The 13972-nt window shown below is 65.5% G+C and carries 13 protein-coding genes and 1 pseudogene; 6 read left to right on the top strand and 8 right to left on the bottom strand.

All coding sequences use genetic code 11. The features are described from left to right. The first annotated feature begins 46 nt into the window (after positions 1 to 46). Positions 47 to 1651: an MFS transporter gene (locus tag RJ03_RS06535; protein ID WP_036498930.1), complete on the top strand. Its 1605-nt coding sequence runs from the start codon at positions 47 to 49 to the stop codon at positions 1649 to 1651. Between the two features lie 895 nt (positions 1652 to 2546). After that, positions 2547 to 2849: pseudogene (locus tag RJ03_RS06525) on the top strand (acyl-CoA dehydrogenase C-terminal domain-containing protein); the annotation flags it as partial. 48 nt (positions 2850 to 2897) lie between these two features. On the opposite strand, the gene RJ03_RS06520 reads toward RJ03_RS06525, so the two are convergent. After that, entirely contained in the window at positions 2898 to 3260 is a 363-nt protein-coding gene (locus RJ03_RS06520; RefSeq protein ID WP_036499003.1) for a nuclear transport factor 2 family protein, read from the bottom strand. Between RJ03_RS06520 and RJ03_RS38930 the strand changes: the two genes are divergently transcribed. Both RJ03_RS38930 and RJ03_RS06510 read left to right on the top strand, forming a co-directional pair. Further along, positions 3195 to 3599 carry a DUF1214 domain-containing protein gene (locus RJ03_RS38930; protein WP_083870627.1) on the top strand — a complete coding sequence of 135 codons (405 nt, stop codon included), beginning with the start codon at positions 3195 to 3197 and terminating at the stop codon, positions 3597 to 3599. The genes RJ03_RS06520 and RJ03_RS38930 overlap by 66 nt on opposite strands. A 212-nt stretch (positions 3600 to 3811) precedes the next feature. Continuing rightward, on the top strand, positions 3812 to 4150 hold the full coding sequence (locus RJ03_RS06510) for a hypothetical protein (RefSeq protein ID WP_036498921.1): 339 nt from the start codon (positions 3812 to 3814) through the stop codon (positions 4148 to 4150). Here RJ03_RS06510 and RJ03_RS06505 read toward each other — a convergent pair. The 5 genes from RJ03_RS06505 to RJ03_RS06485 are packed head-to-tail and all read right to left on the bottom strand — an operon-like array spanning position 4095 to position 9669. After that, positions 4095 to 5537 (bottom strand): flavin monoamine oxidase family protein, encoded by a 1443-nt coding sequence (locus RJ03_RS06505; protein ID WP_051024387.1) that lies wholly within the window; start codon positions 5535 to 5537, stop codon positions 4095 to 4097. The genes RJ03_RS06510 and RJ03_RS06505 overlap by 56 nt on opposite strands. 44 nt (positions 5538 to 5581) lie before the next feature. Next, the gene (locus RJ03_RS06500; RefSeq protein ID WP_036498918.1) at positions 5582 to 6283 is read right to left on the bottom strand and encodes a hypothetical protein; all 702 of its coding nucleotides are present in this window, start codon (positions 6281 to 6283) and stop codon (positions 5582 to 5584) included. A 49-nt stretch (positions 6284 to 6332) separates the two neighbouring features. Then, positions 6333 to 7631, bottom strand: coding sequence for an NAD(P)/FAD-dependent oxidoreductase (locus RJ03_RS06495; RefSeq protein WP_036498995.1), 1299 nt, complete (start codon positions 7629 to 7631; stop codon positions 6333 to 6335). Positions 7632 to 7636: 5 nt separating this feature from the next. After that, positions 7637 to 8011, bottom strand: a complete 375-nt coding sequence (locus RJ03_RS06490) for a hotdog domain-containing protein (RefSeq protein WP_036498913.1) — start codon at positions 8009 to 8011, stop codon at positions 7637 to 7639. Next, a complete protein-coding gene (locus RJ03_RS06485; RefSeq protein ID WP_036498910.1) occupies positions 8008 to 9669 on the bottom strand; it encodes a flavin-containing monooxygenase in 1662 nt (553 codons plus the stop codon). The genes RJ03_RS06490 and RJ03_RS06485 overlap by 4 nt, the downstream gene beginning before the upstream one ends. Positions 9670 to 10244: 575 nt before the next feature. Here RJ03_RS06485 and RJ03_RS06480 point away from each other — a divergent pair. Both RJ03_RS06480 and RJ03_RS06475 read left to right on the top strand, forming a co-directional pair. After that, positions 10245 to 10481: a hypothetical protein gene (locus RJ03_RS06480; RefSeq protein ID WP_036498909.1), complete on the top strand. Its 237-nt coding sequence runs from the start codon at positions 10245 to 10247 to the stop codon at positions 10479 to 10481. 195 nt (positions 10482 to 10676) lie between these two features. Continuing rightward, positions 10677 to 11417 (top strand): DUF8020 domain-containing protein, encoded by a 741-nt coding sequence (locus RJ03_RS06475; protein WP_051024386.1) that lies wholly within the window; start codon positions 10677 to 10679, stop codon positions 11415 to 11417. A gap of 104 nt (positions 11418 to 11521) precedes the next feature. On the opposite strand, the gene RJ03_RS06470 is transcribed toward RJ03_RS06475, so the two are convergent. Further along, the gene (locus tag RJ03_RS06470) at positions 11522 to 13099 is read right to left on the bottom strand and encodes a long-chain fatty acid--CoA ligase (protein ID WP_245552200.1); all 1578 of its coding nucleotides are present in this window, start codon (positions 13097 to 13099) and stop codon (positions 11522 to 11524) included. A 134-nt stretch (positions 13100 to 13233) separates the two neighbouring features. Next, complete coding sequence (locus RJ03_RS06465) at positions 13234 to 13935, bottom strand: TetR/AcrR family transcriptional regulator (RefSeq protein ID WP_157163356.1); 702 nt, start codon at positions 13933 to 13935, stop codon at positions 13234 to 13236. Between the last annotated feature and the right edge of the window lie 37 nt (positions 13936 to 13972).

Below are 13972 nucleotides of genomic sequence, written 5' to 3'. Positions count from 1 at the left end.
CTGCTCGACCATCTCGAACGCAGTTCCCGAACAACGGAGCGTGGCCATGTCCACCAGTACCTCTCAACTCGACGATGAGCAAGACACCGGTCGGCTCGACGGCGCGTCGCGCACACGGATTTTCACGGTCCTGGCCGTGATCGTCCTGTTCTCCGAGATCGCCCCGATGCAGTACACGATCGTCGCGGCGGCACTACAGAAGATAGCGCCGAGCTTCCCCGGCGTCGGAGCCGACATCAACTGGGCCATCATCGTTTTCGGGTTGATCGGCGCGGCCGCGTCTCCGTTGATCGGCAAGATGAGCGACGTGTGGGGCAAGAAGCGGATGTTCCTCATCTGCGGTGCACTGTTCGTCATCGGCTGCCTACTCGACGCGACCACCTCGAACTGGGCCGTTTTCCTGTTCGGTCGCTGCCTGCAGGCCACCGCCATCGCGACGGCGGTGGTCGCCTACGGCCTCATCCGAGACCTGATGCCACGCAATATGGTTCCCCTCGCACTCGGTTTCACGGCCACCGGTTTCGGTGTCGCCTCGATCGCGGGCCCGATCCTGGGCGGCTACCTGGTCGACAACCACAGCTGGCGAGCGATCTTCTGGGTACTCGCCGCGTTCAGCCTCATGATGCTCCCGATGGTGTGGCTTATCGTGCCCGAATCCAAGCTTCGGGTCTCCGAGCGGATCGACATCGTCGGCGCCGCGCTGCTGTCCGGCGGCGCCGCGCTCACCCTGATCTACGTCGACAAGGGGCATGACTGGGGTTGGGCGAAGCCGACTACGGTGGCCTGGCTGACCGCGGGAATCGCACTGCTCGGACTGTTCGTCGTTGTCGAAAAACGCGTCTCGACACCGATCATGGACATGAAGCTGCTGTTCCATCCGCGCGTCGCACTGGTGCTGGCCGGTGCGCTCTTCGCATCCCTGCAAATCGGCATCGTCTCCTACGCCATCGCCTACATGGCCCAGACCCCACCGGAGTCGACGGTAGTCGCCGGCGTCCAGCAGGGCACTCTGGCCAAGATCCAGGAGATGACGGGGCAGGCGCTGCCGCCCGAGGCCGTGCACGTCGGCATCGATCCCGGCTATACCTACGGCAGTGGATACACCCTGCTCGAGTTCGCCCTCCGGATCGCGCTGCTCGGTTCGGTGATCACGATGATCTTCGGCGCAGTGGCAGGCCTGCTGGCCAAGCGGGTCGGCGCCCGATTGCCGCTGGTCGTCGCCCTGTTCATCTTCGTCGGTGCCGGGATCGCATTCGCGGTGCTGCCGCTGACCACCACCAACTTCCTGATCGTGAACTCGATCTTCAGCATCGGATTCGGGATGTACTACGCCTGCATGCCGATCCTGCTGGTCGAGGCGGTTCCACAGGAACAACAGGGCATCAGCCTCGGCATGCTCGGCGTCATGCAATCCATGGGTGTCGCGATCGGTCTGGCCGTCATCACCGCGTTCCTCTACAACAACGGCATGAGCGCCCTGGTGAGCGTCGGCGGGCAAGCCCAACCGGCTACCCCGCTGCCCAACCTGTTCGGTGATCACGGATACCAGTTGGGTTTCTGGGTCTGCGCGGCCGCCTCGGCGCTCGCCCTCTCGCTCGCACTGGTGATGAAGCATGGCCGCTCGCCTGCCACCGGCGGCACCGCCCACTGACATCGTGGTGCCGGTTGGTCACGACCGCCGCCACGCAACCCGCGGCCAGGACTCCTGGGAAACCCATCACCGACAACCCCGGCTGCAACGCGAATGTGACCGTGCCGGACTCCCGACATGAACACGGAAACCCCCACAGCATCGGTCACCGCAATGCATAAGGGGGGACACAGACCCAAACACCATGGCCAACCACCACGCGCTACGCCACCAACGCTTGATCCTCTCGATGCCCATCGTCTACCGTTCGATGCGATCGAACACACAGTTCAGGTAAATCTGTCGCATCGGGGGATACAAGTCCCCCCTCGCGCACCGTTTCCGGTCACCGGTGACACATCCGGGTGGGTGGGTGTTCAAGTGCACTTGAACACGAAGGATGAGCATGGCTTTTTCCGATGACCTGCACCGATTTCCGGCATACGTGCCAGAACTGACATGCGCGACCGCGGCGTCCGCGAACCGAGGACGGTGCGCGTGTTCTCACCGGTGATCCCGCACCAAGGCCCGCTACAAGAACTCGTCCATGGCCCGGCCCTGCGACCCGCTACCCGCCTGACAGCCGATCCCGACCTGCGCTTCCGATCTCGACCGTCGGCGAAGGAGGCCGAGTCGTGAGCCGGCACCTGTTCACCGCACTGGAATGGCAGCCCGCGCAACGCCTGCGGCTGCAGGTCGACGAATCCGGGTCCCTGGTCGTCATACCTGATTCGGGCGGTCCTGTCGCCTACAGGGACGGATACCTCTGCGCGCCCTGCCGCTGGCGCCGACGAATGAATCTCACGACCGGCGGCCGAGTCATCATGGTCGCGTGGTTATCGAAAAGGCCCGGATAATGGTCGGCATTAAAGCCATCGCGACACTGTCCACCGGATACCTCAACGCGCTCGACTAGTACAAAATCGGCCTGAACGCTGTGCGGTTCCTGCTCGCCGTCGGCGATTTACTGGTGGCCTGGCGCCTCATCGCCGCCGAAACCGCACTCATCGCAATCAAAGCTGGGCAGAACACCACCTTCTACGCCGGCAAGATCGCCGTAGCCTCGTTCTTCGCCAACGCCGTACTCCCCCACGTCACCGCCGAACTCGCGGTGGTATCCGGAACGGACACGACAGTGATGGACCTCGACGAACCGCCTTCTGATCCACGGCGATTCGTGCGCTCGCCGGAACCGGGAGCGCACGAATCCGCCGACTGACCCGAGCAAGCCCCAATCGCCGATGACGATATCGTCTGCGGCGGCGGATTACTCGACCGCGGAGGCGTGAGCGGCAACGACCCGCCAACCGCGCGAGTCGTCGTGCGCCCAGGTGCGGGTGTAGCGCATCCTGGCCGCGAATGGTGACCCGTGCACGCTTCCCTCGACGAGGCCGAGGAACCACGTGACCCCGGTTGTCCCTTCCACCAGCACAGTCAACTGTTCTTCCTCGAGCTTGGTCACAATCTGAGTCTTGGTGCGGTGCAGCTCGAGATCATCGGTCTTGGTGAACGTGTCGGCGCCGAGCGTGAAGATCAACCGATCATCGAGTAACTCGTCCAGCGCCTGGACATCCCCAGCCAGCTGCGCGTTCTGAAGTCGCCGTTCGGCATCCCGCAAATCCTTCTCCATGGTTCTCATCCTGCCAGCGGGGACGAAGACACCACCCGAAGCCGGTCACGCACGGCCGATAGTGGTCCACCAGTCGGTCACGCCGGACAATTCCTGACTCCCAACCCGATCACCCGCTACGCCATCGCCGGCGATACCCCGGACATGGTCCCCAACTCCGACCACAGCATCGATGTCTCGATCCAGTCGCAGGAACCGCAGGACGGCAAACAGAAAGCCAACTGGCTGCCCGCTCCCGCGAATGGCAAGGCCTTCATCCTGTTCGGCCGCGCCTACATTCCCGGGCCCGCGGTGATCTCCGGCGACTTCACAATGCCGCCGGTCACCCGTAACGGATAGCGAGCAGCGGGACCGTCGACTCCGCGATTCACGGAACGGGAGCGAAGAAGCCGATCGCAGCACCGTATGAGGTCGGCGTGTCGCGGTTGGCGCAACCTGTAATCCCATTGGAAAGATATGGGGGAGATTTGTAACTCCGTGGCGGCACGACCGGATCGGTACGACACCCCTGGAGGTCGGAAATGCGTGTTTCTCGTTCTGCCAGAGCCCGTGTGCCCACAGCTTTTCTCGCCGCCACGGCGGCGGCGACCGTATGGGCGCCGACGGCCTCGGCCGAGCAGCCCGGTCCGCTGCCGGTCTACACCTGCGACATCGGCGAGCAAGGGCCCGGTATGACGGGACCCGACGGAACCAGGGCCATCACGGGGCTGAACTGCCAGCCCGACCCGGGCGCGCCCACCAGCGGGAGGATCGAGGAAGCGACGGTCATCCAGCCCAGAGACAGCGAGCTTGCCTACATCTGCAACGGCACGGTGTTCGTCCACCAGAACATCCTCAACGGTCAGTTGGAACTGACGACCGATCGTTGCCGCATCCCGGGTTCGCGGTAGCATTCGCCGAATTTCGGGCGGAGGCGCCCGGCACATGCCCAGCACAACTCGCCGCTACCGCTTTCGCCGCGCTTTCGCCGGATGTAGCCGCGTCCGCGAGCGATGGTAGGTCGAGCTGGTAGTCGCCGGCGAAATAGATGTTTCCGAAGGGCTCGCGCAACGTCGGGAGGGTGGTGCGCCGGCCCGGCGCCCAGAACGGCACGACCCGGCGGTGCCGGCGCAGAATGCCTTCTCCCAGTTTCCCTTCCAGCTCGGGCAACACGGTGAGCAGATCGTCGGTGAATCGGGAGACGATCTCCTCGTCGGGCAGATCGAGCAATGCGTCGGCCTTGCCGCCACCCGCGAAACACGCGAGCGCGCCGCCCGGTTTGCGGTCGCTGCCGGTGCGCAGCGCCGCGGCGTGGTTGAACACCGCCTGGAACGACAGCTGTGGCGTGGAAATGCCGAAGTACTTGTCCCAGCGCTGCGGACCGACCTCGTCGGTGAAGAAGCCGACGACCACGTACCGCCCGTAGGTGATGTCGTTGAACGAATTCCGATACCGCTGCGGGAGTTCCGGGATGATCCGCTCGCTGACATCGGCGGGTGCGGTCACGATCGCACGCCGGGCCCGCAGCCGGGCCGGGCGATCGCCGTCGAGGTAGTCGACGACGACGCCGTCACCGTCGTTGCGCACCGACTGCACCACCGAGTTCAACCTGATCCGGGCACCGAGATCCGCGGTCAGCACGTCGGTCAGGGTCTGGTTGCCACCGGCGGGCAGCGAGAAGTTCGGAATCTTCTCGGGATCGGCCAGTGCCATGCCGACCGAGGTCACGAATTGGGTGGCGGCCGTCTCGTGCAGGTCGCATCCCATCCACTGCGCCGACCACGACCGGACGACGGTGTGGGCCAGCTCCGAGCGCACACCCTTCAGCAGATACGACGCCAGCTTGGCGTCGAGCCGTGCGCGGACACGTTGCGCGACACGGCTTTCCGATTCGAGGAACGGTGTGACCGCGAGGATGCGCGAACCGACGAGGGCCAGGCCGAACCGGTCCAGCATGGTCATCTTGGTGCGGAACATCAGCGCGAAGGGATTCGAGGTGTCGACCGTCCCCCCGTTGAGGTGCAGCGCGATGCTCTTACCCGCGAGCGAGCCCATCTCGATGCCGTGCCGGTCGAGGGCCTCGATCAATGTGCCTGTGCCCTCGGTGAATTGGGTGCCGACGTTGATCCAGTAGTCGCCCTGCCGGACGGTGTCGACTCGCCCGCCGGTGCGGTCGGTGGACTCGAGGACGACCATGTCGGTGTCCCGTCCGAGCGTGGTCGCGGCGGTCAATCCCGCCATCCCGGCGCCGATGACAACGACTTCCGTGGTCTCTTCCACGACATTGTGGGTCTGCATGGTGACTCCTTGTTCTGAGCTTTCGAGGGAAGATCCGAATTCGGTCAGGGTCGAGCGGTGACCGAGGCGCCGGCACCGACGGCCTGGGCATCGACGCGCTTGTTGTGCGCGTCGAAGGCGCAGTAGGCGCGGTAGTAGGTGAACATCTGCAGGCCCCAGGTGGACAGGGCGAGGATGTAGAAGATGGTGTGCTCGGAGTCGTCGCCGGGGATGTGGACGAAGTCGTAGATCGCGGCGATGACGAAGGCGCAGGCCGTGGCGATCCCGGCCCACACGGCGTGACCGCGCTCGCCGATGTTCCACAGGCGCGCCACGAAGTAGATCAGGAAGATCGTGGTGAGTACGTTGACCACGATGTAGAAGATCTTGCCCGGCGTGCCGATCTGCTCGGCGAAGCTGCTGAGGACGAAGCCCACCACGGCCGCGAGGGCGAAGGCGCCGATGTCCACCGCCACCGAGGGCTTGTATCGGTGGGTGACCTTCATCAGTCCCAGGACCAGGATCAGCGTGATACCGACGGACCTCGAGAAGGCGTCGAGGAAGTAGGCGAAGTGGTACATCGGGCTGTCGTGTCCGGCCTTGATGAGACCGTAGATCAGGAAGTTCGTCCCCGATGTGGCGACGATCATCCACTCGATACCGAGCAGATAGTTCTTGTGGTTGCGGATGAACTTGATCCCGCAGGTGTATCCCACGGCGATCATCCAGATGTCCGCCACCGCGAACAACAATTCTCTGATGGACATGATTTCCTCCTCGGAAGCTGACCTCGACCGACCGGCGGCGATGGCCGTTTCATTTCGTGAGCGCCGCCAGGCGGTCGGCGGCGCGATCGGCGAGCCAGGCCGCATACAGCGCGGGTCCGCTGACCAAGTTGGGCGGGAAGCGTTTACGGCCGTGCCAGATCGCGCCCAGGTCCTCGTGGATCGGCGCGCCGCAGATGTGGTCTGCCAGCAGGTGGCCCACGTATTGCGCCTGCGCGAAACCGTGCCCGTTGCAGGCCAGCGAATAGAGCACGTTGCCGGAGGCCTCCCCCGCGGCGGGAAGCCAGGTGGAGCTCATGCCGATCCAGCCGCCCCACGCGCGTTGCGGCTCGACATCACGCAGACCGGGGAACCGCTCGCGGAAGCCGCGGACGAGGTCGTCGGCAACGTTCGGGGCCGGAGTGCGCTCCGGCAGCGGGTTCCGCCCGACCTGGACGCGACGCGTGCCGAATACGATGGTGCCCCTCGGTGTTACGCGGTAGTTCTCGATGATCATGTGCAACGTGACCATCGGCGCGCGGCTGGTCCAGCCGATGGCGTCGAGCCGCTCGGGTGCGACTGGTTCGGTTTCGACCAGCGAGGTCCACACCGGGGCGGCGAGATGCTTGGGCGCGATGGACAAGCCGTTGCTGTACGCGTTGGTGGTCAGCAGCGCCTTGCGTGCCCTGACCTTTCCCCTCGGCGTTGCGACAGTGACCCCGTCGCCGGTGTCGTCGATGTCGCGTGCCGGGGTGCGCTCGTACACGCGCACGCCCGCCGCGATCGTCGCGGCCCGCAGGCCGAGGGCGAACTTGCCCGGATTGAGCGTGCCGCCGACGCCCTCGCGGATACCGCCGAGGAAGCCCTCCGGCAGTCCGGCGTCGGGGCCCTCGACGAATTCGCCGGAGGAACCGGCCGCGGCGAGCACCTTCGCGTTGCGGCGCGCATGGCGCAGCTGCCCCTTGGACACCGCGGCCATCACGATTCCGGCCTGCTGATAGTCGCAGTCGATCCGGTGGTGGTCGATCGCGTTCTCGGCGAAATGCACCGCCCGCTCGGCGTACCGGTACAGCTCGCGCAGCCGCTCCCGCTTCAACAGGAAGCCCAGCATCTCCGGGTCGGCGGCCACCGAGTTGGTGATGTAACCCGCGTTGCGGGAGGTGGCGCCCCAGCCGAGGGTCTTCGCCTCGAGCAGCACCACGTCGACGCCCTTCTCGGCCAGGCGCAGAGCGGCCGACATGCCGCCGCCCCCGCCGCCGATGACGACCACGTCGCACCGGATGTCACCGGTCAGTGGCCGTCCGGTGGGGTCGGGCTGTTCGGCCCACCCGGTGTCGTGGATCAGCTTCATCGCCGTCACCTCGATTCGTCCGCGGGGATGACCGCGGTGCCGCGAGCGCGCACCGCGACCAGGGGTGGATCGAGCACCTCGGCGCGGCCGGTGTCATCGCAGCCGCGGCAGATCACGCGCAGCTCGAAATCGACTGTGCGGCTGCGATTTCCCTTTCGCACCAAACTCGCTTCGGCCTCGACGACGTCGCCGCCCCGGACCGGGGCGAGGAACTCGACGGACGAGTAGCCGGCGAACAGCCCCTCGTGGCCGTCCAGCTCGATCGACAGATTCGTGCCGACGTCGCCGAACAGCTTCAAGGCGTAGGCGCCGTCGACGAGGTTGCCGGCGTAGTGCGCGTCGGAGAAGGCGACGTAGCGCCGATGGATTGCGCTGCTCATGCGATCTTCAGGTGGATCGGGCCGATGGTGCGGGACGGCGTTTCACCGTCGATCTCGACACCCGGGTAACCGCGCTTGGCGATCTCGGTGCACATCCGGCGGTACTTGCCCACGCCACCCACGTAGCCCATGAAGGTGTTGGGCTTGCCGTCGATGTTGGACCCGCGATACCAGGAGTCCGTGGTGGCGTACAGCGTCTGAGCGACGGTCCACTCGGTGATGTCCACCCATTCGCGCTCGGCCTCGGCGGTGGCTTCGATCGTCGTGGCCTTGGTGTCGCGGGCGTGCTCGAGGAGGTCGGCGATCCAGTCGACGGCTTGCTCGATGCTCACCACCACGTTGCTCGCCAACGCGGGGCTCAGCGGGCCGGCGACCATGAAGAAATTCGGGAAGTCGGCGGCCATGATCCCGAGATAGGAGCGGATGCCGTCGTGCCAGACGTCCTGGAGCTTCCGGCCGGAGGCTCCGGTGAGGTTGAGCCCGTACAGCGGGCCGGTGAAGGCGTCGAACCCGATGGCCAGCACGATCGCGTCCACTTCGTAGCTGCCGGCCGAGGTGACGATCGCGTTCTCGGTCATCGTCTCGATCGACTCGTCGCGCAGCGACACCAACGACACGTTCTGCCGGTTGTAGGTCTCGTAGTAGTCGGTACCGAAAACACTGCGCTTGGCGCCCAGCGGATGGTATTTCGGCACCAGCAGCTCGGCCGTGGCCGGATCCTTCACGATCTCGCGGATCTTGTCGTGGATGAACTCGGACGCGGTCCGGTTGGCCTCGGCGTCGGTGAGCAGGTCGACGAATTCGGCGCCGACGCCCAGGAAGCCACTGCGCTCATACGCCTGCTCGTAGCGCCGTCGGCGCTCCTCGTCCGAGACATCGAAGGCCCGGTCGAAGACGGGGCGATCGGGGATGCCGCCCGGCGAATGCCGGCACTCCTCACGGATCGCGGCGTAGTCCTGCTTGATGGCGGCTACCTGCTCGGGGGGCAGTTCGGCGTTGCGGGCGGGCATCACATAGTTCGGGGTGCGCTGGAACACCGTGAGGTGCTCGGCGACCTCCGCGATCAGCGGAATAGCTTGCACCCCGGACGATCCCGTGCCGATCACGGCGACACGCTTGCCGGCGAGGTCGTCGAGCGAGATATTCCATCGGCTGGTCGACACCCGCAGGCCGGTGAAGTGCTCGAGTCCCGGCACATCGAAGTCCTTCGGGGTGGACAGGCCACCCGCACCCGAGATCAGGTATCGACTGCGGCGCGTCTCGCCGTTGTCCAGGCGCACTTCCCACAGCCGGTCGCCCTCGTTCCACGTCGCGCCGATCACGCGGGTGTTGAAGGTGAAGTATTTGCGCAGGTCGAAACGGTCGGCGACATGCTCCAGGTAGCTGAGGATCTCCGCCTGTGGCGCGAACCGCTGGCTCCACGTCCATTCCTGCTGGAGCGCCTCGTCGAACGAGTACGAGTAGTAGATGCTCTCGACGTCGCAGCGGGCACCGGGGTAGGTGTTCCAGAACCAGGTGCCGCCGACGCTGGGACCCGCCTCGAAGCCCGCGAAGGTCCACCCGGCGTTGGCGAGCCGGTAGGAGAGGTAGAGGCCGGTGAAGCCGGCACCGACGCCGATGACGTCGACGACCCCGGCATCCGAGGTGGTGGAGTTCATGGAAATTGCCGCTTTCGTCCGTAATAGTCGAATGACTCGATCATATGACTCAGTAGCTGCCAGTAGACCAGTGGTCCCAGTCACAGTCAAGAGGCGGGCCGAAAGTAAACACTTACGGCGCACCAGCAGGTCCGCTGGTCGAGCGACCGATAGCCAGTGTTGACCTGCGATGTTCCGTTCTCTACCCTGAAATCAATCGACCCAGTCATATGACTGAGATGTTGCTAATTCGAGGCGGGCGCCGACCGACGCAAGCTTCCGAGGTATCCGAACGCCGGCCGCCACGATCACCCGAACGGGGCCGCGGTGCGCCGCCCCGAGGCGAGGTGAACGCCCATGCATTCTGCGGCTCCTCCGCAGCGCGACCGCGATGTGCAGCTTCGAATCTGGTTGGGCGGTATGGCTTTCGACTTTCGCGCCGCCCCCACGGCTGCCGTCGCCTTCTTCACGGAATGGCGCCGGAAGCGTTGCGAGGCAATAGAGATGGTCTCCACAGCACGCTGCGATGTGAGTCTTCTGCCGCGCCTTCCCTGCGAGCAGTTGTTCCACGATCCCGCTACATGAGAGGTTTCGCGATGGGCAATCACGGTCGGATGGGCGGCACCGCGTCGTCGGTCGTCCAGCAACAGATGCGAGAAGTGCTCGACCATTTCGGAACGTGCCCCGAATGCGGTTACGCCGCACAGGCATTCATCACCGCCACGTACTACGCCGATGGCAGCGCAACTGTCGGGACACTCGGTAGATGCGGGCTTCCGTGTGGATGGTCCGGTCCCACCGAAGTACTGAAGATGACCGAACACTGGCGGTAGCGGGATTCTTCCCGATCCCTTGACACGGAATGTTACGGCCGTCACACTTCATTCACCTTAACGAATGTTCGTTAAGTTTCCGCAGGATTCATCGCACTCGTCAGGCCCTTCCTGCGGCTCCTCCTTCGACCGGCATCCCGCCATCGCGGGGCATCGAGCCGTCGTCGAAGCCATTCCCGGAGAAAGCGAAATCGCATGAAGTACACACGAATTGCCGCGTCGATCGCGAGCGGGACCGCGGTCGTCGGACTCGCGTGCGGAACGGCCCACGCCGGCTCGGATCAGCCCAGTGCCGTGCAGCCGGCCGAGCCCGGCACATCGCTGCACACCACCCTCGCACCGGGCGTCGACTACAGTGGGAACGCCGGCGACAGTTCGGTTTTCGTCACTACGCCGTTCGGATCACTGACCACCAGGGGCACCGAATTTCAGGTACTCGACCAGCAGGGCGACGTCGTCGCCGGTCAGCCACTGACCCAGGGGACGGATCCGGCGCAGTGGCCGATGGCAGCCCGGCCGCAACAGAGCGTGACGGCGAGTGACCCTGCGCCGCAACCGAACACCGACACCGATCCGGGTGCCGCGTCCGCGACGGTGACCTCCACGCCGAATCGGCAGATCGACGCGGGCGCCGACTTCAACGCGGCGTTGGGCCAAGCCGCGGTTCAATTCGGTCTCGCCACCGGTGTCGGAACGCTCGCGGGCGGTGTGGTCGGCATGGGCCTCGGATGCGTGGGCGGCGCGCTGACCGGCGGCTTCCTCGCCATTCCGACGGGGCCGATCGCGGCCCCGGCGGCGGCGCTCGGCTGCGTCATGGGCGCCTCCCTGGGCGCCGGCATCGGAGGCGTGACCGGCGCGGCGCTGCTGGGAATTCCGGTCGGCGTCGCCAGCGCGGTCCAGATGTACAACTCGCTGCACGCGGCCGGTGATATCTGAGGCCCAGCCGGCACCGACGAGCCCTGGGACACAGGGGCAGTGTCCCAGGGCTCGTCCAGAATCCGGTGTGGGTCGTATCGGGCGCGCACACGGCAGAGATGTCGCTACATAAAACGTTGCCGTAGTTCGGTTTTGCGGAATTTTCCGGTAGCGGTACGGGGAATTTCCGCCAGGAACTCGAACCTGTCAGGTATCTGCCATGTGGCGTAATGAGCCGAAAGATGGAGTCTCAGCTCGCCAGGGTCCACGGACATCCCCTCCCGGACCACGACGGCCGCCAAGGGGCGTTCTCCCCACCGTTCATCGGGTACGGCGATCACGGCGGCCTCGGCGACTGCCGGGTGGCCCATCAACAGGTTTTCCAGGTCCACGGACGAAATCCACTCACCGCCGGACTTGACCAGGTCCTTCGCGCGGTCACAGATGCGGATACACCCCTGTTCGTCGATCCGCACGATGTCCCCGGTTCGGAACCAGCTGTCGGCGGTGAAACTCTCACCGCCCCTGCCGTTGTAGTAGGCCGACGCTACCCACGGGCCGCGAATTTCCAACTCCCCCATCGCAACGTCGTCCCATTCGATCGGACGCCCTGCGTCGTCGACCGCGCGGATCTCGACCAGCGGAACGGCCGTGCCTTGCCGGGTCCGGTACTCGTACTGCGCATCCGAGCCCTGGTCATCGAGGGCGACCGGCAGGCGGCTCACCGTCCCCAGCGGCGCTGTTTCGGTCATACCCCATGCCTGGATGACACGGAGGCCGTGCCGGTCGTAGCCCTCCAGCAGCGCCCGCGACACCGCCGCCCCGCCGACGATCAGCCGATCCAAGCGGGTCAGGTCCCACCGCTGCGGTTCGGCGTCGAGGGCCGCCAGCATGCCCATCCACACGGTCGGCACTCCGGCGGTCATCGTGACTCGTTCTCCGACCAGCAGATCGAGGATGCTGTGCGGGTCCAGTTGTGCCCCCGGGAGGACCAAGCGAGCACCGATCATCGCCGCGGCGTACGGCAACCCCCACGCGTTGGCGTGAAACATGGGTACCACCGGAAGCAGCGTGTCACGGGCGGATACCCCGAGCGCGTCCGGGAGCGCGGCGGCCAGCGAGTGCAGCACCAACGCGCGATGCGAGTAGACAACCCCTTTGGGGCGTCCTGTCGTTCCGGAGGTGTAGCACATCGCGGCCGCGCTCTTCTCGTCGAGAACCGGCCAAGTCATCGGTTCCGCCCCCTCCGCCAGGCCGTGGTAGTCCCACATCCCTTGCGGCGCATCGTCATTGTGAGTCACCACGACCACATTCGTGAACCGATGCGCGTGCCGGAAACTCTCGAAGACACCCAAGAGTGTTTCGTCGACCACGAGCACCGAATCGCCGGCGTCCGCGGCGATGAAAGCGAGTTCGTCGGCATGCAGTCGCGGATTGAGGGTATGGACCACCGCGCCCATGGCCGGCACCGCCAGGTAGATCTCCAGATGCTCGACCTGGTTCCACAGCAGCGTGGCCACTCGGTCACCGGCTACGACGCCCAAGCCGGCCAGAGCTGTGGCCACCCGCCGGGCCTTCTGGGCACACGCCTGCATCGTCGTCCGGGTGAGACTGCCGTCGGGACATCGCGAGATGACATCCACGTCATGGAAGAGCTGCGCGCGCTCCACGACAGAGGTCGATGTCAGAGGGTAATCGTCCATCGTCAAGGCATTGAACATTGTTGCTTCTCAGTTCTTTTCAGGTCACAGATCGTCTTCGGCAATCCGCGGAGCAACTGCTCGGGGCACTCCGTTTATCTCGAGGCCTTCTTTCGAGCAGCGATCGAGGCTGCTCGTCAGCCGATTCGCAGCATTCCGCGGACCAGATGCCAGTAGTGCTCGGCGACATCGCCTACGGTCAGCGCGCCGTCGGGCCGGTACCAGTTCAGCACGCCGTCACAGAGTGTGGTCACCGCGAATGTGGTTGTGGTCAAGGCGGTTTCGCTCTCGATCCCGCTCACCGCTGCGATGCGGCCCCGCACCAGCTCGTAGTACGCCCGCCGGGCATCGTGCAGCAGCCGGCGCTCTTCTTCGGGGAGGAATCGTTCGGTGGCCCGCGAATTCAGCAGCAGGTCGTGGGCACGCGCCAGTTGCGCATGTTCGAGCTGGTGGGCGACGTGGCGGCCGATGGTCTCGCCGAGGCGGGCTTCGGCGTCGCCCGCCTGCCCATCAGCCGATATCCGAGCGAGGAACCCGCGCAGTGCGCGCAGCATCGCCTCGGAGAGAATGGCCTCTTTCGATCGGAAATGGCTGTAGAGTCCCGGCGGTTTGATCCCGACCGCGTCCGCGAGATCCCGCACCGTGCAGGCCTCGAAGCCGCGCTGCGCGAACAACTCCATCGCCACCTCGAGGATGCGTTCGCGAGTGCCGGATCGGCCGGGCGACGGTGTCGCGTCCGCGATACGGCGATCCATCTGTTCGACCAACGCCCCGATGCGGGCCAGGGCAGCGGCGTCTTCCGCCTCGACGGCGGCCACTGTGCCTGCTGCCGTGGCCAATTCGGGATCCCTTCGAAGCGAACGACCATTCGTTCGC

Source organism: Nocardia aobensis NBRC 100429 (assembly GCF_000308375.1).
Classification (GTDB): domain Bacteria; phylum Actinomycetota; class Actinomycetes; order Mycobacteriales; family Mycobacteriaceae; genus Nocardia; species Nocardia aobensis.
The sequence above is the reverse complement of the archived record's forward strand: the minus strand, read 5'-3'. Positions and strand labels throughout refer to the sequence as shown.

Excerpts from the sequence above, each read along its gene's own strand:
- RJ03_RS06535 (WP_036498930.1), top strand. The coding sequence starts at position 47 with ATGTCCACCAGTACCTCTCAACTCGACGATGAGCAAGACACCGGTCGG.
- RJ03_RS06520 (WP_036499003.1), bottom strand. The coding sequence starts at position 3,260 with ATGGAGAAGGATTTGCGGGATGCCGAACGGCGACTTCAGAACGCGCAG.
- RJ03_RS06505 (WP_051024387.1), bottom strand. The coding sequence starts at position 5,537 with ATGCAGACCCACAATGTCGTGGAAGAGACCACGGAAGTCGTTGTCATC.
- RJ03_RS06500 (WP_036498918.1), bottom strand. The coding sequence starts at position 6,283 with ATGTCCATCAGAGAATTGTTGTTCGCGGTGGCGGACATCTGGATGATC.
- RJ03_RS06495 (WP_036498995.1), bottom strand. The coding sequence starts at position 7,631 with ATGAAGCTGATCCACGACACCGGGTGGGCCGAACAGCCCGACCCCACC.
- RJ03_RS06490 (WP_036498913.1), bottom strand. The coding sequence starts at position 8,011 with ATGAGCAGCGCAATCCATCGGCGCTACGTCGCCTTCTCCGACGCGCAC.
- RJ03_RS06485 (WP_036498910.1), bottom strand. The coding sequence starts at position 9,669 with ATGAACTCCACCACCTCGGATGCCGGGGTCGTCGACGTCATCGGCGTC.
- RJ03_RS06480 (WP_036498909.1), top strand. The coding sequence starts at position 10,245 with ATGGGCAATCACGGTCGGATGGGCGGCACCGCGTCGTCGGTCGTCCAG.
- RJ03_RS06475 (WP_051024386.1), top strand. The coding sequence starts at position 10,677 with ATGAAGTACACACGAATTGCCGCGTCGATCGCGAGCGGGACCGCGGTC.
- RJ03_RS06470 (WP_245552200.1), bottom strand. The coding sequence starts at position 13,099 with ATGGACGATTACCCTCTGACATCGACCTCTGTCGTGGAGCGCGCGCAG.